This is a genomic window from Alkalihalobacillus sp. FSL W8-0930, from assembly GCA_037965595.1.
Taxonomy (GTDB): domain Bacteria; phylum Bacillota; class Bacilli; order Bacillales; family Bacillaceae_D; genus Alkalicoccobacillus.
This window is the reverse complement of sequence record CP150183.1, coordinates 2,602,345-2,624,538: the sequence shown is the minus strand read 5'-3', so window position 1 is coordinate 2,624,538 and position 22,194 is coordinate 2,602,345. Positions and strand designations below refer to the sequence as shown.

At 41.1% G+C, this 22,194-nt stretch carries 20 protein-coding genes and 1 other annotated feature; of the genes, 16 read left to right on the top strand and 4 right to left on the bottom strand.

The features are described 5' to 3' along the window. Nucleotides 1-103: 103 nt before the first annotated feature. On the bottom strand, nucleotides 104-559 hold the full coding sequence (locus NSQ54_13995) for a hypothetical protein (protein WYP25423.1): 456 nt from the start codon (nucleotides 557-559) through the stop codon (nucleotides 104-106). A 266-nt stretch (nucleotides 560-825) separates the two neighbouring features. Between NSQ54_13995 and hemA the strand changes: the two genes are divergently transcribed. The 13 genes from hemA (at nucleotide 826) to NSQ54_13930 (ending at nucleotide 15,920) form a co-directional block, all read left to right on the top strand. Continuing rightward, complete coding sequence (gene hemA / locus NSQ54_13990; protein WYP25422.1) at nucleotides 826-2,208, top strand: glutamyl-tRNA reductase; 1,383 nt, start codon at nucleotides 826-828, stop codon at nucleotides 2,206-2,208. 16 nt (nucleotides 2,209-2,224) lie between these two features. Further along, entirely contained in the window at nucleotides 2,225-3,040 is an 816-nt protein-coding gene (locus NSQ54_13985) for a cytochrome c biogenesis protein (GenBank protein ID WYP25421.1), read from the top strand. A gap of 27 nt (nucleotides 3,041-3,067) precedes the next feature. Then, nucleotides 3,068-3,997, top strand: coding sequence for a hydroxymethylbilane synthase (gene hemC, locus NSQ54_13980; GenBank protein WYP25420.1), 930 nt, complete (start codon nucleotides 3,068-3,070; stop codon nucleotides 3,995-3,997). Continuing rightward, nucleotides 3,981-4,775 carry a uroporphyrinogen-III synthase gene (locus NSQ54_13975; protein WYP25419.1) on the top strand — a complete coding sequence of 265 codons (795 nt, stop codon included), beginning with the start codon at nucleotides 3,981-3,983 and terminating at the stop codon, nucleotides 4,773-4,775. The genes hemC and NSQ54_13975 overlap by 17 nt, the downstream gene beginning before the upstream one ends. Before the next feature lie 6 nt (nucleotides 4,776-4,781). Further along, nucleotides 4,782-5,768: a porphobilinogen synthase gene (hemB, locus tag NSQ54_13970; protein ID WYP25418.1), complete on the top strand. Its 987-nt coding sequence runs from the start codon at nucleotides 4,782-4,784 to the stop codon at nucleotides 5,766-5,768. Between the two features lie 12 nt (nucleotides 5,769-5,780). Continuing rightward, nucleotides 5,781-7,070: a glutamate-1-semialdehyde 2,1-aminomutase gene (hemL, locus tag NSQ54_13965; GenBank protein ID WYP28566.1), complete on the top strand. Its 1,290-nt coding sequence runs from the start codon at nucleotides 5,781-5,783 to the stop codon at nucleotides 7,068-7,070. Nucleotides 7,071-7,209: 139 nt separating this feature from the next. Continuing rightward, nucleotides 7,210-8,277: a stage VI sporulation protein D gene (gene spoVID, locus NSQ54_13960; protein ID WYP25417.1), complete on the top strand. Its 1,068-nt coding sequence runs from the start codon at nucleotides 7,210-7,212 to the stop codon at nucleotides 8,275-8,277. Between the two features lie 19 nt (nucleotides 8,278-8,296). Further along, the gene (locus NSQ54_13955) at nucleotides 8,297-9,208 is read left to right on the top strand and encodes a hypothetical protein (protein ID WYP25416.1); all 912 of its coding nucleotides are present in this window, start codon (nucleotides 8,297-8,299) and stop codon (nucleotides 9,206-9,208) included. Then, complete coding sequence (gene ysxE / locus NSQ54_13950; protein ID WYP25415.1) at nucleotides 9,205-10,218, top strand: spore coat protein YsxE; 1,014 nt, start codon at nucleotides 9,205-9,207, stop codon at nucleotides 10,216-10,218. The genes NSQ54_13955 and ysxE overlap by 4 nt, the downstream gene beginning before the upstream one ends. A gap of 95 nt (nucleotides 10,219-10,313) precedes the next feature. Next, entirely contained in the window at nucleotides 10,314-10,970 is a 657-nt protein-coding gene (locus tag NSQ54_13945) for a hypothetical protein (GenBank protein ID WYP25414.1), read from the top strand. A 326-nt stretch (nucleotides 10,971-11,296) separates the two neighbouring features. Beyond that, nucleotides 11,297-11,523 (top strand) — a binding site (T-box leader). Between the two features lie 42 nt (nucleotides 11,524-11,565). After that, entirely contained in the window at nucleotides 11,566-14,208 is a 2,643-nt protein-coding gene (locus NSQ54_13940; GenBank protein WYP25413.1) for a valine--tRNA ligase, read from the top strand. A 108-nt stretch (nucleotides 14,209-14,316) separates the two neighbouring features. Next, a complete protein-coding gene (locus tag NSQ54_13935) occupies nucleotides 14,317-14,502 on the top strand; it encodes a hypothetical protein (protein ID WYP25412.1) in 186 nt (61 codons plus the stop codon). A 95-nt stretch (nucleotides 14,503-14,597) separates the two neighbouring features. Then, nucleotides 14,598-15,920: a folylpolyglutamate synthase/dihydrofolate synthase family protein gene (locus NSQ54_13930; GenBank protein WYP25411.1), complete on the top strand. Its 1,323-nt coding sequence runs from the start codon at nucleotides 14,598-14,600 to the stop codon at nucleotides 15,918-15,920. Nucleotides 15,921-15,963: 43 nt separating this feature from the next. Here the strand turns inward: NSQ54_13930 and NSQ54_13925 are convergent, their stop codons facing one another. Genes NSQ54_13925 through NSQ54_13915 form a run of 3 tightly spaced genes read right to left on the bottom strand, consistent with a single transcriptional unit; the run spans nucleotide 15,964 to nucleotide 18,547 of the window. Further along, a complete protein-coding gene (locus NSQ54_13925; GenBank protein WYP25410.1) occupies nucleotides 15,964-17,772 on the bottom strand; it encodes a prepilin-type N-terminal cleavage/methylation domain-containing protein in 1,809 nt (602 codons plus the stop codon). Further along, on the bottom strand, nucleotides 17,763-18,185 hold the full coding sequence (locus tag NSQ54_13920) for a hypothetical protein (protein WYP25409.1): 423 nt from the start codon (nucleotides 18,183-18,185) through the stop codon (nucleotides 17,763-17,765). The genes NSQ54_13925 and NSQ54_13920 overlap by 10 nt, the downstream gene beginning before the upstream one ends. After that, nucleotides 18,182-18,547 carry a type II secretion system protein gene (locus tag NSQ54_13915; GenBank protein WYP25408.1) on the bottom strand — a complete coding sequence of 122 codons (366 nt, stop codon included), beginning with the start codon at nucleotides 18,545-18,547 and terminating at the stop codon, nucleotides 18,182-18,184. The genes NSQ54_13920 and NSQ54_13915 overlap by 4 nt, the downstream gene beginning before the upstream one ends. Before the next feature lie 153 nt (nucleotides 18,548-18,700). Here NSQ54_13915 and NSQ54_13910 point away from each other — a divergent pair, with 153 nt between their 5' ends. Genes NSQ54_13910 through NSQ54_13900 form a run of 3 tightly spaced genes read left to right on the top strand, consistent with a single transcriptional unit; the run spans nucleotide 18,701 to nucleotide 22,188 of the window. Beyond that, nucleotides 18,701-19,171, top strand: a complete 471-nt coding sequence (locus tag NSQ54_13910; GenBank protein ID WYP25407.1) for a hypothetical protein — start codon at nucleotides 18,701-18,703, stop codon at nucleotides 19,169-19,171. A 10-nt stretch (nucleotides 19,172-19,181) separates the two neighbouring features. Further along, the gene (locus tag NSQ54_13905; protein WYP25406.1) at nucleotides 19,182-20,540 is read left to right on the top strand and encodes a hypothetical protein; all 1,359 of its coding nucleotides are present in this window, start codon (nucleotides 19,182-19,184) and stop codon (nucleotides 20,538-20,540) included. Next, nucleotides 20,530-22,188, top strand: coding sequence for an ATPase, T2SS/T4P/T4SS family (locus NSQ54_13900; GenBank protein ID WYP25405.1), 1,659 nt, complete (start codon nucleotides 20,530-20,532; stop codon nucleotides 22,186-22,188). Before NSQ54_13905 ends, NSQ54_13900 begins: the two co-directional genes overlap by 11 nt. Nucleotides 22,189-22,194: the final 6 nt, after the last annotated feature.

Genomic DNA, 22,194 nt, shown 5'->3' with positions numbered 1-22,194 from the left:
TTGACGGCTATGGGCCGTACCCGCGGAAAGCGAGGGATTCTCCTGTAGCGGATTATTTGCTATATGCGTGTTTGACTCGTAACACTAATGTCTCGCCCCCATCTTATCTCTTCTTCTGATAAAGCATAATGACACCTATCACTATAAGTACGACCGGCCAAAAATAGTCTCCAAACGGAAGAAAGGCTGGGTTTTGCAAATACAGTTTCCATGGTGAGAGCATAAATAGTGCGAGCAAAAATAACAGAATGCCTGGAACGAGACCCTGATGTTTTGTTCGAGTATAAAGGAATAAAAAGGACATACTGATAATGAGCGGATACATACCCAAATGGCTCGGCCAAAACGAGACGAGCTGCATCCCGTGATAGTGAATAGCAAGTCCAATCAAGAGTGCGCCAGGGAACGAAAGAAAGCCGTCATACTTACTTTGAAACAAAAGAGACAATCCAATGATTAATAAAATAGATGGCCAGGTTAAAAGCTGATTTCCTGCTAGTTGCGGGAAGGCTTGCAATAAAAAGTAGCTGCCAAGTCCGATGAGCAAGACACCGGGCATAATTGAAACGGCTTTTCCTTTTCTCAGAATTCATACCTCCGATTTTGTGGTAAGCAGATCATTTGCCGAAATGAGTCAAAAGGCATACCATTAACAGGGTTAGTTTGTTAAACTTGAATTTATGGTAGCACAACATGAGAAAAAGTTCACATAAATTTACGATGAGAATGTTCATTTACATGTTATACTAATGGATGAATGAAACCGAGTACAATGTTAATAGGTAAGCACATAGACCGTAATATTTTTTAAGGGGTGAGCGACACATGCACATAATACAAGTGGGATTAAATTATAAAACAGCCCCGGTTGAGATGAGAGAAAAAGTTGCATTTCAGGAAACGGAGCTCCCCGCTGCTTTAAAACAATTACGTGTGTCAAAGAGCATACTAGAATGTGTAATTATATCTACCTGTAATCGGACAGAAGTGTACGTCGTTGCCGATCAGCTTCATACCGGTCGTCATTTTACGAAAACATTTCTGTCGGATTGGTTTGATATTTCAAAAGATGAGATTACACCTTATCTTCATATAAAAGAAAATGATGTGGCCATTGAGCACTTGATGCGTGTGACGGCTGGACTTGATTCAATGATTCTAGGAGAAACTCAAATCCTGGGACAGGTTAAGTCTCAATTCCTGCTTGCACAAACAGAACAAGTGACGGGTACCATCTTTAATGAGTTATTTAAACAAGCGGTGACGTTTGCGAAAAAAGCTCATTCTCTAACAGATATTTCTCAGCAGGCTGTTTCTGTAAGCTACGCTGGGGTTGAGCTAGGGAAACGTATTTTTGGAAGCTTTGATAAGAAGAATGTACTTGTACTTGGAGCCGGAAAAATGAGCGAGCTCACAGCTAAGCATCTGCATTCAAATGGTGCTGCCGAAATTACGGTTATCAATCGTACGGAAGAAAAAGCAAAAGAGCTAGCAAATCGTTTCTCTGGTAAAGCAAGAGCGTTTGATGAGCTTGAAGATGCGTTGATTGATGCGGATGTATTTATTAGTTCTACAGGTTCACGCGATTTCGTTGTAACGAAACAGAACGTAGCGGCTGCTTTGAAAAAAAGAAAAGGGCGCCCATTATTTATCGTAGATATTGCGGTTCCTCGTGATATTGAACCAGCTATTGGTGAATTCGATGATGTCTATCTATATGATATTGATGATCTTCAAAATATCGTTGAGTCAAATCTAGCTGAGAGAGAAAAAGAAGCTGAAAAGATTGGACTTTTAATTGAAGCGGAGCTTGTTCAATTTAACCAGTGGTTAAACACACTTGGAGTGGTTCCTGTTATTACAGCGCTACGTTCAAAGGCTTTAGCTGTACAAGCTGATACGATGGAGAGCATTGAACGTAAGTTGCCTCATCTCTCTGAGCGCGACCGTAAAGTCCTGCGTAAGCATACAAAAAGTATTGTGAATCAGCTGCTTAAGGATCCGATTACTCGTATTAAAGAGCTAGCGGGCGAAGAGGATCCAAATGAGTCACTTGATATGGTGACAAAGATGTTTGCTCTTGAGCTTGAGCTAGCAGAACAAGAGAAGCAGGCGTCCATGCGCGCAGCTGAGGATCAATGGGAACAGAGCAAACACGTATCGTTTGCGACAGTTCCTTCTGAAGATAAGGTGGCTGTCCGTTCTTAAGTGAGGAGTTCCTAATATGAATTGGATTTATCCTATTACTGTTATTTTATACAGCTTCAGTGTCCTCGGATACTTTATTGATTTTATTTTTAACAACCGGAAAGTCAATGTTGTGGCTTTCTGGTTGCTTTCAATTGTCTGGAGCTTACAGACAGTTTACTTTGTCTTGAGAGCACTGGAAGTGGGGAGATTTCCAATCGTTACCCCATTTGAGGGGCTCTTTTTTTATGCATGGAGTGTTGTCACGATTTCTTTAGTGATCAACCTACGTTTTAAAGTTGATTTTCTTATTTTTGTGATGAATGTTGTTGGCTTCAGTATGATGACAATGAGTCTTTTTAAGCCACATACTGAAGTGCCAACGTATTTAGCGAGTATGCTGCAATCGGAGCTGCTTGTGCTACATATTAGTTTTATCCTGCTTTCATATACAGCGTTCACATTAAGCTTCTCGTTTTCGATTCTTTATGTGCTTCAGCATCAAATGTTAAAAAAGAAAAAATGGAGTAACCGGTTAGAACGCTTTGGACCGATTCCCTTTTTGGAACGTTATTCATTCTTAACAGCATCTATTGGTTTTCCGCTTATGCTAATGGGAGTGATTTTTGGCTTTGTTTGGTCATCCGTTGAATATGGGACCTTACCGTGGACTGATGTAAAGACTCTTACGTCCATGCTGACCTTAATCGTTTATGGGGTGTATCTTTACCAGCGTGTGGTAAACTATAGAAGAGGATACCAGACGATACTGTTAAACATTAGTGCGTTTTTAGTTTTGTTAATCAATTACTTTTTATCAGGTCAATATTCTACCTTTCATATCTGGACTTGATGACAGCGAGAAGAAATGGAGGACGTTATGCGTACGATTGTTTTAGGAACAAGAAGAAGTAATTTAGCATTAACTCAAACAAGGTGGGTCATTGAACAATTAAAGCAGCTTAACCTGCTTTATCAATTCGAAATCAAAGAGATCGTTACCAAAGGAGACCGTATCTTAGATGTCACCTTATCTAAAGTCGGCGGTAAAGGATTGTTTGTAAAGGAAATTGAACAAGCACTTGAAGAAGGCGAAATTGATCTGGCGGTTCATAGTATGAAGGACGTACCTTCCGTTTTACCAGAAGGTTTTACGCTTGGAGCGATTACAACAAGAGAAGATCCTCGAGATGCGTTAATCTCAGAAGGACACGTGAAGCTAGCAGACTTACCGAGTGGTGCCATTGTTGGGACAAGTAGCTTAAGACGTTCTTCTCAAATTTTAGCGAAGCGACCGGACCTTGAGGTACAGTGGATTCGTGGAAATGTAGAGACGAGATTACGAAAGCTAAAAGAAGAATCATTCAGTGCGATTATTTTGGCAGCTGCCGGACTGAATCGACTCGGTTATACAGAAGACTTTGTTACAGAGTATCTTGAACCGGACGTTTGTGTTCCAGCTGTAGGCCAGGGGGCTCTAGGGCTTGAGTGTCGAACGAATGACCAAGAGCTTATTGAGTTACTAGCAAAATTAAATTGCCCAACAACCTCTCAAACGGTGCGAGCGGAACGCAGCTTTTTGCATACGCTTGAGGGCGGGTGTCAGGTTCCAATTGCCGGCTACGCTACGCTAAAAGATAGCCAGCTTGAGTTAACGGGTTTAGTTGGTTCACCTGATGGAAAAGTACTTTTACATGAAACAAAGACTGGAGCTTCTCCAGAGGAGCTAGGCAAGTCCGTTGCGCAAGCGTTACTCGATCAAGGAGCAAAGGACATTTTAGAGAAGGTTAAGCGTGACCTTGATTCCTAATTCATTAGATGGAGCACGGATTCTTATTACGCGGGCTCCGACACAAGCCGAGGTTTTTGCTAGGCAAGTTGAACGCCTAGGAGCAAAAGCAATTCAGGTACCGCTAATTAATGTTCGTCCGTGCCTAAGTCATGAACAACATGTGCGATTGATGAGTAAGCTTCATTCGTTTCAATGGATTGTATTTACAAGTGTAAATGGTGTGAGATTTTTCTTGGATTCTTTAACAGAGCAAGAACTCATGATCATCCGTCAATCAATGAAGGTTGCATCTGTTGGAACACAAACAACAAAAATGCTTGAGGGCTACGGGATTCGTGTGAATCTCATGCCGACACACTATGAAGCAGGGTCTCTAGCCGAGTCACTACTCTCACAAACGCAGATAGGTGATCACATTCTGATTCCTAGAGGGAACTTAGCGCGTCCGCTGTTGGCAAACCGTTTAAAGGAATCAGCGCGTGTTGTCACTGATTTACCGGTTTATGAAACGTTTCAGCCAACTGAAGCCGGAAAACAACTTGAGGCAATCGCAGCAAGCTCAGTACAGCCTACCTATCTAACGTTTACAAGTGCGTCAACCGTCAGGCATTACTGCGCCATTTGTAGCCGTTTAGACGGCGGGACAGGGCACTTATTCCCAGGTGCTAAAATCATCTGTATTGGACCGATTACAGCGATTGAGGCAAAAAATCATGGTCTTGAGGTAGATGCGATACCTGCTGTGTATACAACAAAAGCCATGATAGAAGAAATGGTTCGTTTAAATAAGGAGTGAAGCACCATGTCAGAATTAACGTTTGATCGGCATCGTCGCCTAAGACAGTCTGCCTCTATACGGAGAATGATTAGAGAAACCACATTAAGTCAGGATGATTTTATTTATCCGATTTTTGTGAAGGAATCAGGAAGTGAGGTAACCGAGGTTGCTTCCATGCCTGGCGTGTTTCAATGGCCACTTCATGAAGTGTTAAATGAAGTAAAAGAAGTAGTTGAGCTTGGCATTCCGTCTATTATTCTTTTTGGTCTTCCGGCAGAAAAGGATGCAGAAGGAACACAGGCCTTCCATGATCACGGGATCGTACAAGAAGCCACTCGAATCATTAAAGAAGCATACCCTGAGTTAACGGTTATCGCTGATACATGTCTATGTCAATTCACAGATCATGGTCACTGTGGCGTCATTAAAGACGGCGAAATTGATAACGACCCTTCTCTTTCTATTCTTGCTCAAACGGCTATTTCGCAAGCGAAAGCAGGAGCTGATATCATTGCTCCTTCTAATATGATGGATGGATTTGTTACAGCAATCCGCCACGGTTTAGATGAGGCTGGATTCACCCATATTCCAATTATGGCTTACTCTGTGAAGTATGCCTCGGCCTTTTATGGCCCATTCCGCGATGCGGCACACGGTGCACCTTCCTTTGGTGATCGGAAAACATACCAAATGGACCCTGCAAACCGTGAAGAGGCGATTCGTGAAGCTCAATCAGACTTAGATGAGGGAGCAGACTTTTTAATTGTGAAGCCGGCTTTGTCTTATCTTGATATTATTCGTGAAGTGAAGGATTACTCAGGTGTGCCTCTTGTTGCGTACAATGTAAGTGGAGAATATGCAATGGTAAAGGCAGCAGCGTTAAACGGGTGGATCAACGAACGTGAGGTTGTGCTTGAGAAACTACTTAGCATGAAGCGAGCTGGAGCGGATCTTATTTTAACGTATCACGCAAAAGATGCTGTAAAATGGATGAACGAGTCAAATAGATAAAGGAGCGGTCAGATTATGAATTATTCTAAATCAGAAGCAGCCTTTGAACAGGCAAAACCATTGATGCCAGGTGGTGTGAATAGCCCTGTACGTGCATTTAAATCAGTGGATATGAACCCTGTTTACATGGAGAGCGGAAGCGGTTCGAGGATTCGAGATATTGATGGCAATGAATACATTGACTATGTGCTTTCATGGGGTCCATTAATTCTAGGTCACGCCGATCCACAAGTTGTTGAACAAATTAAAAAGACAACGGAAAAAGGGACAAGCTTTGGTGCACCAAGTGAGCTAGAAACAAAGCTTGCTAAGCTTGTCATTGAGCGTGTTCCATCGATTGAAGTGGTACGGATGGTGAACTCTGGAACGGAAGCAACAATGAGTGCTTTGCGTTTAGCTAGAGGGTTTACAGGAAGGTCTAAGATTTTGAAGTTCACTGGCTGCTATCACGGGCATGGTGATTCACTACTAATTAAAGCAGGATCTGGTGTAGCTACACTTGGCTTACCTGATAGTCCTGGTGTTCCTGAATCAGTTGCTAAAAACACGCTAACAGTGCCTTATAATGATGTGGAAAGTGTACGTTATGCCTTTAACGAATTCGGAGATGATTTAGCCGCTGTAATCGTTGAGCCTGTTGCGGGAAACATGGGGGTTGTGCCTCCAGAACCTGGTTTTCTTGAGACATTACGTGAGCTAACAGAGAATAATGGCACGCTACTTATCTTTGATGAGGTTATGACAGGTTTCAGAGTTGGCTATCACTGTGCGCAAGGTACATTTGGAGTGACTCCTGATTTAACATGCTTAGGAAAAGTAATCGGGGGCGGACTACCGGTTGGGGCCTTTGGTGGAAAACGTGAGATCATGGAGCAAATTGCGCCAAGCGGTCCAATCTACCAAGCGGGTACGTTATCTGGGAACCCACTTGCTATGACAGCAGGGTACGAAACGTTATCTCAACTATCAGAAGCAGATTACGACGTATTTTCAGCAAAAGCCAAACGTTTAGAAGAAGGATTGTCTGCAGCTGCTAAAAAGCATGACATTCCTCATCATATTAACCGCGCAGGTTCAATGATCGGTCTCTTTTTCACGAATGAAACAGTGGACTGCTTTGAAAAGGCACAGACATCCGATCTGTCCATTTTCTCTCAGTACTTTAGACATATGCTAGAGGAAGGGATCTCACTACCACCTTCCCAATTTGAAGGAATGTTCCTCTCTACAAAGCATACGGATGACGATATTGAGACAACCATTGCTGCAGCAGAACGTGCTTTTGCAAAGATTACGAAATAAAGAATAGAAGACGATCTCTCTACATACACGTAGAGAGGTCTTTTTTTTGTCATAAAACGCAAGCGTAACTCATAGTCTTTTCATGTACGGATTGTATAGTCATGATTGTATGGATTTGATTTAATAAGGAGGAATTAGAATGACGCAGGAACATCCCTCAAAATTAACATTAACGGTAGAAGAATCGGTATGGCTGAATAAAGGACAGGAAATAGAAGAAATTCTCGGTATGTCATTATCACCGGAAATAACCATTAAGGAGAGTGGAAACCAGGTTAGTATTGTCGGTGGGCTACGTCTGGTAGGAGAATATCTTCTCGCCGATTCAGACCAAGATGACGCCATTGATGATGAAGATGGATACCGTGAGCAGACCTCATTCCGTTCGATCGAGGAAGTGAACGTGTCTGAGAATGGGAAAGGTGATTTGAAACACTTTTTTCCGATTGATGTGACCATTCCATTAGATCGAATTCAAAATTTGCAGGACATCTATGTTGAAGTTGAATCGTTTGATTACGATGTACCTGATAAGAGCTGCATTCAATTAACGGCTGACATATCGATCAGTGGAATGACTACACAAGACGAGCCTTCGAGTCGTGTAGAAGAGGAAGAAGCGGTTCAAGAGGAAGTGGAGGTTGAACAAGGGCAAGAAGAGCAAGCAGTAGACACGTCTTTTGCCTATGAAGCGTATCAATTGCCGTCACCTGAGCCTGAGGTCGCAGTGGAAGAAGAGCAAGAAGAAGAGCAAGAAGAAGAGCAAGAAGAAGAGCAAGAAGAAGCCGTTCGTGCTGAGGTAGAGATCGAACCTCCTGCTTATGCAGATGAGGATGCAACAGTATCTGACCTTCAAAGAATCACTCTGGCACCAAAACAACCAGAGGTTTATACGCAAGAAAACAAAAGAAAAGATGCGTATTATGAAGATCAACAGGAACGCACACCAGAAGAAGAACCAACCCATGAGCCAACATACCAAGCAACGGAAGAGCGCGAAGAAAATGCACTTTATTTAACAGGAATGATGGCTAAAAGTGAAGAGCAATTTACAAGAGTAAAGATGTGCATCATTCAAGAGGATGAATCACTTGATACGATTGCAAATCGATATGATGTATCAACGAGTCAGCTCATTCGAACAAATCGATTGGAAGCGGATCACGTGGAAGCCGGTCAGATTCTCTACATTCCCGTCCAATCCTAGATGGAGGGGGAGTGCTTAGATGGATTTGGTTAATGAATTAAAGGGTCAGTATGGCTGGAAGCATGCAAAGATAATTGGAGAGGATCTTATTGAAACCGACCATGGTCTAAAGCGAATGAGACATTGGGATGATCAGGATCTCTTGAACTGGCACATCAATTGGCGCGATCATTGCACCCGCGCGCCAATTGTTCTTACCGATCGCATGATACGAACGAAGGATAAAGATGCGTATCTTTCTTTGGACTCTTCCTGGACGACCATTCATGATGAAGTGACGGAACCATTTGTGTATAAGGGAAATGGACAGGTATGGGGTACCATACTCGGATTGATGATTGAATATGGCTTAAAAGCAGAGACGGATATAAACCGGACAAAGCGGGAAGCACCAAATCTTTTCACACTTGAGAAAAAGATCTGGCGCTTCCCAGAGTCGGTTCAGCCTACTTTACGGAATATGGTTCATGAAGGCAAAAGACGTTTAAAAAAAGCAGCAGCGATTCAGAGCAAGTATGCAGAAGAGGAAAAATTGCCTCTACTTGATCCGCTTCAACTTGCGGGACAAGCGGGTAGCGTTCATGGGATGCTTCATTGGAACGGTGGAACGGATTATCCTGAGGAAGGCTATGCGTCTCTCAGTCAATGGTTAAAGAACCTAAGTGCGGAGTTAGAAACAGAAGAGATCGAAATGGGTCTTAAGCATATAAATGAAGTGTATCCTGCTTTTTCTGAGCTTCAAGCTCGTCTTTTGTTAGCTGAATGCCTCATTCCTTATGAATTAGAAGCGATCAGTCAGATCGATCCGCGAGTGTTATCCGAAGAAACACTCCATTCCATGTTTGTACGGTGCACGGACGAGTGGAATCGGTCAAAACAAATCGTAGAGAGACTAGCAGATTGGCTGGATAGGAGGGATCAGTCAAAGTGAACCAACAACAGTCATTTTTAGAAGCGATCTTATTCCATTATGACTTATACCCTGAACGTGTCGAGTCATTAGGAAAGGTAAAAAAGCTTGAGTCACAAAGAGGCGTTTTTGCTTTAAAGGAAACCACGTTGTCTCAATCACAGGCAGATGAATTAGTCCATGCCATGCATCGATTAACGAAGCTCGGCTACAAACAAGCCATTCCCCTAATCCCTACAAAATTTGGTGAATACACAATCACAGTAGGAGATTCCAGTTATTATTTGATGCCATGGGTAGAATCACCTGAGTATACGGCCAGAGAGTCAATGGAAGAGAAAATTATCGACCAAATGGGTGTCATTCACCGGATGACTGTAAAGACGCAGGAGCTTTCACTTGAACAGCTTGAGCAATCTTACCAGGAACTTTTAAAACGGTGGGAATCACGACAATTAACCTTTATGCACTTTGCGGACCAAGCCGAGCAAAAAATATATATGTCACCTTTTGAATTAACTTTTCTAACCCATGTTCATCTACTTGATCAAATGGCTGAAGTGGCTAAGTTTCAATTAAATAACTGGTATGAAGCGGCTAAGGAAAAAGGAAAGTATCGAAGTGTATTGAATCATGGTAGACTTTCTCGGAACCATGCCTTGTTTACTCCGGAAAATGATCCGCTTCTCTTTAACTTTGAACGTGTCAGTCTTGATACACCAGCCCGGGACTTAGCCACGTTTTGCAGATACAGTTTTCCATATGCACAGTGGTCCGACGAAGAAGTTTTAAGGTGGTTCGCTAGATATGAGCATCACTTACCTTTACTGGATGAAGAAAAACAACTCTTATGCAGTTACCTTTGTTTTCCCGAACCCGTAGTGTATGCAGTAGATGCGTATCATCGAAAGGAATCGGAGTGGAGTGAATTAGCGCATGTGCAACGGTTAGAGAAGCGTCTCCTTTCCATGAGAAAATCTCAACGATTAGCTTCCAGGCTTTTACCGACGTCAACAGAATCTCAAACATAGATCTCTTGCAGAACTAAACTCATTTCCTTATACTGTATTTATTATCATTGATTTGAGTCAAATAGAGTTGATCTGGTTGATTGGAGGTGCTGAAGTTGGAAGATGGGCAGAATAAAGAGCAAACGCAGGATACGTCGCTTCTCCACATGATGAAAGAGTATCTTCAATCAAAAGGCTTGTCCCAAAAAACATGCGACCAGCTGCTTCTTACATTTAAGGAGCAGCTTGCTTTAGATCAGAATGAAACGAAAGCACAGATAGAGTACCATTCTCCTACTGAACTAGAACGCCAAATGGTCATGCTGCAACGAACAACTTGGCGCCAAGGGCTATTATCCATGGTTGGAAAAGGGTTTCTAATTATAAGTGTCTTTTTCTTTTTGCAGGCAGCTGTTCATTTTATGAGTATGGCCAGTTACGGAAATAGTGGAGCTACTTTAACACATGCCTCCGTTGTACCGATCCTTATTTTTGCTGTGTTTGGTTATGGAGGATTAGCCATCTTAACGTACACGACCATTTATCGTCCCACCATTGGACGCCCGCTCCTCTGGACAATCATTGGCTGGGTAAGTGTAGCGTTAGGGACAGGGTTGTGTATGGTGAGTATGTCTTTGTGGGACGATATTTTAATGTTCCCGATCACAACAACTAGCAGCATGATCTTAGCTGTGGGCTGTTATGCCATGTATTGGTGGACGACACTCCCATCAAAAAAGCTTCAACGAAATCGAGCAATAGAATACAATTAGGGCAACTAATAAGATAAAATCAATGGTTGTTGGAAAGATAAGCAAACGAATGGCTTGAAAACAAATAATCGGCAGCAGACATTGATAGCAAATGGCTTTAAAGTATGACCATATGCCCCACTTCTTAGGTGGTGGACAATAGGGAGGTCTATTATACCCACGACGTAGCAACCCAATCTCCCCTTTCGCTAATGGAACCATTTTGTTTACATACTATGCACCACAAAAAGTTATGCAATGAATCTTGGTTAGAAGCGTAGAAAATAGGCTATGCTGATATTGACGAAAGAGATAGAAACAGGATAGAATAGACTATATTCGAAAATAGACATGCAGAGATCGGGAAGAGTATACGTAACCCCTCACAGAAAGAGAAATCCTTAGGCTGGAAGATTTCTTAGGTAGGTTAAGTAGAAGGTCGCCCGTGAGCAGCCTTGCTGAACGTAAGTAGGTAAGGACGGGTGCTGGCCGTTAACAGATTGAGTGTGCATAAAGTAGAGATGATCTGCCTTTGTGCAAACAAAGGTGGTACCGCGAACTCTTCGTCCTTTGAGATGAAGGGTTTTTTTGTATGAAAAAAAGGAGGCTTATCACAATGGCACAACAAAAAAAGGAAATGCCAACAAAGTACAACCCACAAGAAACAGAAGCAAAATGGTATGACTATTGGGTGAAAGGAAAGTTTTTTGAAGCAACAGGAGATGAAAGCAAAACACCTTACTCAATCGTTATTCCACCTCCAAACGTAACAGGAAAACTTCACCTTGGTCATGCGTGGGATGCAACATTACAAGACATCCTTGCTCGTACAAAACGGATGCAGGGCTTTGATACATTGTGGTTACCAGGAATGGACCATGCCGGAATTGCCACACAAGCAAAAGTAGAAGCCAAGCTTAAAGAAGAAGGAATTTCTCGTTATGATTTAGGAAGAGATGCTTTTGTAGAAAAGTCGTGGGAGTGGAAAGAGGAATACGCTCAGTTTATCCGTAGTCAATGGGCTAAAATCGGGATTTCCGTTGATTATTCCCGCGAGCGCTTTACATTGGACGAAGGGTTATCTAAAGCCGTTAACGAGGTATTTGTTAAACTTTACAACAAAGGATTAATTTATCGTGGCGAATACATTATTAACTGGGATCCAGCTACCAAAACGGCTTTATCCGATATCGAGGTTATCCACGAAGATGTGACGGGTGCTTTCTATCACATGAATTATCCACTAACAGATGGTAGTGGAACGATCGAAGTGGCAACTACTAGACCAGAAACAATGCTTGGAGATACTGCGGTAGCTGTCCACCCTAAAGACGAGCGCTACGCACATCTTATTGGCAAAACGGTTACTTTACCGATTGTTGGACGCGAAATTCCAATCGTTGCCGACGATTATGTAGATATGGAGTTTGGTTCAGGTGCTGTTAAAATTACGCCAGCACATGACCCGAATGACTTTGAGATTGGTAACCGTCATAATCTTGAACGCATTCTTGTGATGAATGAAGATGGAACCATGAACGAAAATGCAGCAACGTATCAAGGTCTAGATCGATTTGATTGTCGTAAACAGATTGTATCTGATCTGCAAGAACAAGGGATTCTCTTTAAAATTGAAGAGCATGTCCATTCTGTTGGTCACTCTGAGCGAAGCGGAGCTGTTGTAGAGCCGTATTTATCTACGCAATGGTTTGTCAACATGCAGCCATTAGCAGATGCAGCAGTTGCCCTTCAAAAAACAGACGACAAAGTAAACTTTGTTCCAGATCGCTTTGAAAAAACGTATCTTCGTTGGATGGATAATATTCGTGACTGGTGTATTTCTCGTCAGCTTTGGTGGGGACACCGGATTCCAGCTTGGTATCATAATGAAACGGGAGAAATCTATGTTGGTCACGAGGCACCTGAAGATGCGGAGAACTGGACGCAGGATGAGGATGTTCTTGATACATGGTTTAGTTCAGCACTTTGGCCGTTTTCTACAATGGGCTGGCCAGATGAGGAAGCGATTGACTTCAAACGCTTCTACCCAACTAGTGCGCTTGTAACAGGATACGATATTATCTTTTTCTGGGTCGCTCGTATGATCTTCCAAGGAATTGAGTTTACAGGAGAGCGTCCATTTAATGACGTCTTAATCCACGGATTAATTCGTGCAGAGGATGGCCGTAAGATGAGTAAATCACTTGGTAACGGAGTGGATCCTCATGATGTTATTGACAAATATGGCACAGACGCCCTGCGCTTTTTCTTAACTACCGGAAGTTCCCCGGGAAATGATTTGCGCTTTTACTGGGAAAAAGTCGAAGCAACATGGAATTTCGGTAATAAGATCTGGAATGCCTCTCGTTTTGCGTTGATGAATATGGAAGATATGGGATATGATGACATCGACTTAAGCGGTGAGAAAACCGTTGCCGATAAATGGATCCTCACTCGACTTCAAGATACGATTAAGGAAGTTACTCGTTTGATTGATAAATATGAGTTTGGTGAAGTAGGAAGATTGTTATACAACTTCATCTGGGATGATCTGTGCGACTGGTACATTGAAATGGCTAAGCTTTCTCTATATGGGGAAGACGAGGCAGCGAAACAAACCACTCGTTCCGTTCTTGCTTATGTATTAGATCAAACGATGAGAATGCTGCACCCAATCATGCCGTTTATCACGGAAGAAATTTGGCAGCACCTTCCACACAAAGGTGAATCGATTACGGTTGCTGACTGGCCAATTGTTCATTCAGAATTCATATTTGAAGAATCAATTGAAGATATGAATCAGCTAAAAGAAGTCATTCGTTCAGTTCGTACCATTCGTTCAGAACTGAATGTTCCTATGAGTAAACAAATTGAGTTATTGGTACGTCCAGCTAATGAGAAGAGCTTGGCTCAATTACAAAGAGGTCAAGCATTTATTGAAAAGTTCTGTAACCCTAGTAAGCTTGAGATCTCAACAGGTATCGAAGCACCAGAAAAGTCCATGTCTCAAGTATTAAGTGGAGTGGAGCTATTTTTACCACTGGCTGGTTTGTTAAACATCGAAGAAGAAGTAGCCCGTCTTAAAAAAGAATTAACTCGTTTAACAAAAGAAGTCGAACGAGTAGACAAAAAGCTAAGTAACGAAGGCTTTGTGGCGAAAGCACCAGCCAAAGTAATTGAAGAAGAAAAGAAAAAACAAGCTGATTACACTGAACAACGTAAAACCGTTGAAGCACGTATTGCAGAGTTAAAAGCATAAGAAATGGAGCCAAAGTGATTATTTGATCACTTTGGCTTTTTTCATAAAAGGAATGTTGTCATTCCTTGTGGAATATTCATCAGCAAATGATAAACAAGGAGGCACGCTGTGAGTGCATTCATTGCTTGGTTGACTATAGTGATGATTGGAACTGGCGGATTTGTCTATCTTTTAGCTTTCCTAACAGGAGATCTTATAAGCTCATTGCTTATAGGGGTTCTCATCCATACGTCGGTGATTCTAGCATATAAAATTGGTGGAAACCTCAATGACAAAAACAAGAAGAATGTCTAACCATATGTTTCTACCTCTTTTGACATATTGAATTTTATATCGAATCCTCGCTATAATATAGACAGTAGACAGGGACACAGAGTGGGGGAGTGAACATGAATACAAGAGAAGAGACCATTAATTGGATTCACAGTCTATTACCTTTTGGGATTAAACCCGGCTTAAAGCGAATGGACTGGATGCTGGAACGATTAGGGAACCCAGAGTCCAAATTAAATATGATTCATGTAGCTGGAACAAACGGAAAAGGATCAACTGTTAGCTTTATGCGTCATATGCTTGAAGCGAGTGGGTACCAAGTCGGGACATTTACATCTCCCTATATGGAATGCTTTGAGGAGCGTATTTCGATTAATGGAAACCCAATTTCAGAAAATGATTTGATTGCTGCAGCAAATAAAGTGCGACCGCTTGTGGAAGAACTGGCACAAACAGAGCTTGAATCACCTACGGAATTTGAAGTGATCACAGCTATCATGTTTGAGCATTTTGCTAACGTAGCGCAGCCTGATATCGTTCTCGTTGAAGTAGGTCTTGGGGGAAGACTTGATTCAACCAATGTGATTAAACCGCTTTTATCTGTCATTACATCCATCGGACATGACCATATGCACATCCTTGGATCAACGATTGAAGAAATTGCTGCAGAAAAAGCGGGAATTATCAAGAAAGGCATTCCCGTGCTATCAGCAGTCTCCAACTTAGATGCACAAGCTGTATTAAAAGAAACAGCGATTGAACGAGATACATCGTTCTTTCAACTAGGAGAAGACTTTTACAAGACGGCAATTAAAGTAAACCAAAATGGACAAAGCTTTACCTTTGATTCACCGTTGGGAAGATTAACTCATTTAAAAACATCGATGAGAGGCGATCATCAGCTTGAAAATGCAAGTGTGGCGCTAATGGCGATGTTCTATCTTAGAGAGCACACCCATTACCATATCTCAGATGATGCATGCAAAAAGGGATTAGCTGAAACCAATTGGCCGGGCCGGTTTGAACAACTTTCAGATCAGCCACTTGTCATTGCCGATGGCGCACATAACGAAGAGGGCATGAAGGCATTAGCCACAACCCTCTCAAACCATTATCCAACCTATAAGATTAAGATGCTTGCAGGTATGACAAAAGAAAAAGACGTCAACAAACTGCTCGCCCCATTTACCAATACACATATACACATTACATGGACAAGCTTCGACTTTTTTAGAGCAGCCGAACCACAAGAGTTACTTGAGCATACGCCAGAGTGGATCTCGGCTTCAGTGAATGAGGACTGGAAAGTGGCGCTTGATGAGATGATGAGTAGCTGGAGTAAGGATGAAGTTATATTACTGACGGGATCTTTGTATTTTATTTCGGAGGTTCGGGGGTATTTGAAGGAAAACCAAACCAGAAAGTATAATTTAGTTTGATAAAAAAAGAACCCCTGTTTTATTAGAATCAGGGGTTTGCTTTTTATTTAAACAATTCCGATGGAAACACAGGAGTTTTAGGAAAAGATGGAAATGTTGATAACGTATCTATTGAACTTACTTGTATATTATCATTATAATTTAATACTTTAAAGTTGGAAGAGTTTGTTTGAAAGCCATTGATTGGTCCGGTATAGGTTAATGAATTCTCTGTATGAAAGTATGCACCTTCAGTAGAATATGAATTAGTTGGAAGTTGGATTTCTCCATTAACAAATGAATCGTTACTAACATTTAATTTAGTTGTTTCAACCATATGTAGTCCATTCTGTACATATAGGTTGTTAGCAACATTAATAATGTTTAACCTATCCATGTGTAGTTTTCCTCCAATGAAAAAAGATCCTTTTGTTAATGAAATTTTTCCATTTTGGGTATTTATCACATTCCCTTTAACAACAATATCATTTTTAGATTGAAATTCAAATTTTTGATCTGAAATAAGATTTCCAGAAATATAAATAGAGGCATCACTGATCAATTTGGCTTCTTCAGCGTTAGTTACATCGCCCAATACTGTAATATCTCCTCCACTTATAATTTCAGGTTGATTGCTTGGATTGTTTAAATTCCCATTTATAAATACCCATCCTTTAGTATCTATTTTGCTCTTAAATTTGTTTTCTAGCGTACCTGCTATAAATAAATTTGCTCCACTTTTAATTACCGTTTCGTTATTCTTGTTCGTAACCGATCCATTAATGTATATAGATCCATCGATACTAGTCATGGTGCTTTGAAAATCTAAAACCATATTTTTATTAACAATAATATCTTTTTGACTAATTATTTTTAATTGATTATTAAGTGTAGATAAGGATCCATTTACATAGATACTTCCTTTGCTCTCAACTGTTCCCATAAAGTTTCCAATGAAATCCCCTGAAACTATCATATTATTATTACTAGTTAGAGATACACTATTCCCAGTGCTCTTAAATCTTCCTCCAATTTCTAAGCTGCCACCACTATTCATCCTTGAATTATGATAAATCTCAACATTTGAATTAGGGATCATCTTTGTATTTGAGAGCGGAAGAGACTTTGGTAACGAAATGCTGCCATTACTCACTGTTAAGGATGAATTTTGGTCAATTTTTAAATTGTTTGTTATTATACGTATACTACCCTCAGTAAGGTTAACGTTAACATTATCATTTATTGATATGGTTCCAGTAGTAGTATCACATACTATTGAGAATTTTTTTGACTCATGAGGGATTAAGGATATATTTTCAAATTGACTATACCCTGAGAAATCCTTTTCTTTTTTTACTGTACTGCCATCCACTTGATCTTTTCTTACGCACACGATATCTTTGAAGTTATCAACATCATCTGATAATTCGGTTTGAAAGATTCCACCTCTAGTAGAAAGGACCACTGGTTCTTTTAAATTTGCAATATCGAGAGTTATGCCACTGTTAGCATGAAAACTCATGTTTTGTACACCACTAATTTGCACATGTCCATCCTTGGACTCTGATTTTAATTCGTTACCTACTAACCAATAAGTTTTAAAGAGTGTATCATTACTAAATAATTCAAAACCGGTTCCGTCTTCAAGTTCTTTAAGTTCAGTCGCTGATTGTACAGCATTCGTAAGCTCTAAAAGTCCAACCTGCACATCCTGTCGATCCTGCGATTCTCCTTGGACTTTGCTAGTTAATACAGAACTTTGCCCGAGGGCAGCCATACCAATTCCTAGAACAATAATGAGTATTGCAGCACTAGCTAATACCTCTATGAGTGTTAGACCTTTTTGATTTTTTAATTGATCTTTTATTCCCATGAGCTCACCTCAAGTTCAAGTGGGGATGTTTTTTTCACATCTAAAGTGACGGTTGTTGTATGTGACTGGTCACCGCTTGCCGTGCTCGTTAATGTAATATTCTTTTCGGTCATTATACAATTCACCTTCACATCATACTCATTCATTTTTTTAGTAGATACTTTGCCAGCTGAACAACTCTTCTTCTGAATATCAATAAGCTCCGCTGGTTTATGCTCGATCATACTTAGTAATGTTTCTGCACCTGCTTCCGCTGCATACTTCGCTTGAATAGATTCAGTCACCGTTTGGCTTTTGCTAATTTCATTAAAAAGAAAGCCGAGCAAACCAAGTCCGACTAATGTGCCAACAACAATAATTCCAAGAACCACGGGAAGTGCTGCTCCTTTTTGACTTTGAATGATGGTTTTCATCGTGAGCTTACCGCCTTTGGAATGTTTAGTTCGGTTTCTAGTAGAACTGGCTCTAAAAGTAGATTTGAGTAATCAACCTTAACCGTTACGTGACATAATTGATTCTCTGCTTGTATCGTACGAGTTACAGTGAACCCATCTTTTGAACTAGTATTCTTTTTACAGAAATCTGGCGCTTTATTCAAACGCATTTCCTCTATCTCAGACTGCGCAACAAGTGTCGCTTCCATCACAATTTGGTTTCGTTCATTTGCCTTTATACCGTTCATTAGCATCGTTGCAAATCCGATGGCAAAGATTGATAGGATCACCATTGAAGCAAGTAATTCTATTAAGGTTAAACCCTTTTCATTTCTACTCATATCACTGACTCCTGTCGTGAAAAAATATTCCTAATCATATGTATCCAAAACTTTTACTTTATTATACAATAAGTCTGATCTACCTGTATCTAAATAATTATAAAGAACAATAGATTACCTTGTTTTATAGTCAAAAAAGGCTGGTGAATGTGTATGGCATATACACTCTCTTTTTTTATGGGAGCGATTTTTGTTGTTAGTTTAGTATTTATGCTTTTAAAAACGCTTCAACTCTCCATTAAGTTAAAGCTAATAGTCATTGGGGCATCTGTCGGGATCGCTTTGGCGGCTTCTGCATCCTACCTATTGTTTTCTCTACCGTTAACATTGACTCTATCTGTTGTGTTACTAATTCTAGCAAGTTTGATTCTTGCGACATGTCTTGAGAGAGAACAAGAGGATACAACCTTTGAATGGATGTTCCCTCAAGGAGAGTCTGCTTTTGCGAAAGTGGCGAGCACGGAGGAACCGAAGGATGTTGTCTCAGAGCCAATGATTCCAGTTGCTACCGAAGAGGCTCCAGAGCCTGTTCTTATACGAAAACAAGCATTAACAGAAGTAGAAGTGGATGAGTCCGAAGAATTAATGACGGGGCGCCGCAGACGAATTAAAATAGAGGAGTAATGGATAAAAGATGAAATCTTTTTTGAAAATTGGCCTAATCGTGTCGCTTATGACTTGTCTCTTTATAGCAAGCTTGTTTGTTGGTCGGTTTATCGATATGAAAGCATTGGCAGGTGAGTATCAAGCAGGAACGGTGATTTCCGGCGTAGAAGTGGGTGGGCTTACACCTGATGAGGCACAAGCAGAGCTTTTGAAGCAGATGGAAGAGCGAAGAAATAGTCAGAAGATCGCTTTACATTTATATGATTCAAGCGTTTTACTTCCTGGTGAGGCATTGCAGGTACAAATGCCTGAACTAAATATAGACTCACCTGAAAGCGACGACCAAGCTGCTACTATTGACGTCACCCTCTTAACAGAAGCAATTGGGCAAATTGAATCGGCTGATTTACAAGGGCTAGTGGATATCCCGAGCTTAAAGGAAGAGCTTGAACGTCAAGTGAATGAGCAGCAGAATACACCTATATCCATCCATCTTGCTCCTTACATTGTTGGGTTGGAAGACGCTCAAACCGAACTTGCTAATGTGTACAAGCCTTATTTGGAATCCACTCTCTTACAACAATGGGCGCAAGCATTAGATGGATATGTGCTTGAACCAAGACAAACTTTTTCGTTAAAAGATGCACTCGATGAGATGAATCAGGTGGTGGTTGGAGGAGAAAGTCTTGATTTGTTTGCTTCAGCTGTGTATCAAGTGATGGCTAAATCTAATCTTGAGCTTATTGAGCATCACAGCCCAAGCAAGTTACCTTACGCAACGGATATTGGGTTTAGTGCATCGGTAAACGAAGATCATCGTGATTTGATTTTTTATAACCCAAACTACGCATCGTTAGCATTACATACAACCTTTTCAGGTGACGGATTGATTGTTGAGCTTCAAGGAACACCTTACTTACTTGAATATGAGCTTGTCATTGAAGATCAAGAAACCATTCAACCTCGTCTTGAAGTTCAGTACTCAAAGAAGCGTCGTGCAGGAGATTCACAGCTTATTGAAAACGGAAAACAAGGCTTTGCAGCAACATTATATCGTAAGGAAGTTGGAGCCAACCAGGTAGAAGGAGAAAAGCTTCTTCTTGCGAGAGATTATGTGGCAGCAAAACCCGATATTGAAGAACGGAGCGTGTACGCGTTACCTGAGCCAGAGCCTGAACCACTCATTGATCAGGATCTTCAGCCAGTCATTATTGACCTACCAGAAGGGCAAACACCTAACGTAACCGAGAATTCTGAGGGGAATAACTCTACTACGGATCCCTCCTTACAGACTCAACCGGCAGAAACTGAAGTGCCATTGGAAGATAACGAGCCAGTAAAAGGGGAGTCCGAACCATCAGATGAGGAGCAGAAAGATGAGAGTTAAAAAGAAAATTGGTGACTTATTAGTTGAAGCAGGTTATCTAAGCAGTGATCAGGTTCAAGTGGTCTTACAAGAAAAACGCTCCGGCCAACGATTAGGGGATGCGCTTCTTGAAAGAGAACTAATTACTGAACATGAACTCATTAAAGCTTTGCAAACGCAACTAGGCATTACGCATGTAAATCTATATCGAACGGCTGTGGATACGCACGTATTAAAGCTAATTCCAGAAGAGCTAGCAAGAAAATATACCTTGATTCCAATTGGAAAGCAAGAAGATCTCCTGCAGGTAGCCATGGCTGATCCTCTTGATTATTTTGCAATAGACGATTTGCAGATGATTACTGGGTTTCAAGTAGAGCCACAAATTGCGGTTCGAGCTGAAGTAATGGAAGCGATCGAGCGATACTACCAGATCAATGATTCGTTAATTGAAGACGAGACTGCAAAAACAGAACCCGTTCCTCTTGAAGAGCCTGTTGCAAGCGAGCAGGATGCACCGATCATTAAGTTAGTAGATCAGCTGCTTCAGCATGGATTAAATCAACGTGCGAGTGATATTCATATAGATCCGCTTGAAACAACGTTTATGGTACGCTACCGGATCGATGGCATGCTGCGTACCGAGCGTACGTATTCATCCTCTATTTTAAGTGCGCTAACTGCGCGAATTAAGATTATGGGGGAGTTAAACATTACCGAAAACCGTCTCCCACAGGATGGGCGGTTAAGATTGGTTATTAAATCTGAACAGGTTGATATGCGTATATCAACTCTACCAACTATTTTTGGTGAAAAGATAGTTATTCGTCTGCTTGCTGGACTGGGTGAACGATCAAACTTAAAATCTTTAGGACTAAATCAAGTACATGAAAAAATATTCCGTGAAATGTTAAACAATCCATCAGGCCTTATTTTATTAACAGGACCAACTGGTTCAGGAAAAACCTCTACTTTATATGCAGGGTTACATCATTTAAATACGGATCAAGTAAATATTGTTACGGTAGAAGACCCAGTGGAGTATCACATCAACGGTATTAATCAAGTTCAGGTAAACAGCCAGGTAGGCCTAACCTTTGCCAAAGGACTTCGCGCCATCCTAAGACAAGATCCAAATATCGTGATGATTGGGGAAATACGCGATACTGAAACAGCAGAAATTGCGGTTCGTGCATCGTTAACAGGACATCTGGTTTTAAGTACACTTCACACAAATAGTGCCATTGCAGCGATTCCCCGCTTAATAGAAATGGGTATTGAACCTTATTTAGTGGCTTCTGGTTTATCAGGGGTAGTTGGTCAACGTCTGGTACGAAGAATTTGTCCGAGCTGCAGACAAGCACATGCTCCAAATGAGCTCGAGCGTGATCAATTTGAGAAACGGGGCATGACTGTCACTCAGCTACACCGAGGTGAAGGCTGTAGTCATTGTAGTGACACAGGCTATTTAGGAAGGATTGCTATTCATGAGATGCTAATCATCGATGAAACCATCCGTCAGCTGCTTATGAACAAAGAAACCCTTCAAAACATACATGAGTATGCAACAAATAACGGTATGATTTTTTTATTAGATGATGGTTTGTTAAAGGTTAAACAAGGCTTAACAACATTGGAAGAAGTGCTTCACGTGACATTACATCATTAAGAGGAG

Excerpts from the sequence above, each read along its gene's own strand:
- NSQ54_13995 (WYP25423.1), bottom strand. The coding sequence starts at position 559 with ATGCCCGGTGTCTTGCTCATCGGACTTGGCAGCTACTTTTTATTGCAA.
- hemA (WYP25422.1), top strand. The coding sequence starts at position 826 with ATGCACATAATACAAGTGGGATTAAATTATAAAACAGCCCCGGTTGAG.
- NSQ54_13985 (WYP25421.1), top strand. The coding sequence starts at position 2,225 with ATGAATTGGATTTATCCTATTACTGTTATTTTATACAGCTTCAGTGTC.
- hemC (WYP25420.1), top strand. The coding sequence starts at position 3,068 with ATGCGTACGATTGTTTTAGGAACAAGAAGAAGTAATTTAGCATTAACT.
- hemB (WYP25418.1), top strand. The coding sequence starts at position 4,782 with ATGTCAGAATTAACGTTTGATCGGCATCGTCGCCTAAGACAGTCTGCC.
- spoVID (WYP25417.1), top strand. The coding sequence starts at position 7,210 with ATGACGCAGGAACATCCCTCAAAATTAACATTAACGGTAGAAGAATCG.
- NSQ54_13955 (WYP25416.1), top strand. The coding sequence starts at position 8,297 with ATGGATTTGGTTAATGAATTAAAGGGTCAGTATGGCTGGAAGCATGCA.
- NSQ54_13940 (WYP25413.1), top strand. The coding sequence starts at position 11,566 with ATGGCACAACAAAAAAAGGAAATGCCAACAAAGTACAACCCACAAGAA.
- NSQ54_13930 (WYP25411.1), top strand. The coding sequence starts at position 14,598 with ATGAATACAAGAGAAGAGACCATTAATTGGATTCACAGTCTATTACCT.
- NSQ54_13925 (WYP25410.1), bottom strand. The coding sequence starts at position 17,772 with ATGGGAATAAAAGATCAATTAAAAAATCAAAAAGGTCTAACACTCATA.
- NSQ54_13920 (WYP25409.1), bottom strand. The coding sequence starts at position 18,185 with ATGAAAACCATCATTCAAAGTCAAAAAGGAGCAGCACTTCCCGTGGTT.
- NSQ54_13915 (WYP25408.1), bottom strand. The coding sequence starts at position 18,547 with ATGAGTAGAAATGAAAAGGGTTTAACCTTAATAGAATTACTTGCTTCA.
- NSQ54_13910 (WYP25407.1), top strand. The coding sequence starts at position 18,701 with ATGGCATATACACTCTCTTTTTTTATGGGAGCGATTTTTGTTGTTAGT.
- NSQ54_13905 (WYP25406.1), top strand. The coding sequence starts at position 19,182 with ATGAAATCTTTTTTGAAAATTGGCCTAATCGTGTCGCTTATGACTTGT.
- NSQ54_13900 (WYP25405.1), top strand. The coding sequence starts at position 20,530 with ATGAGAGTTAAAAAGAAAATTGGTGACTTATTAGTTGAAGCAGGTTAT.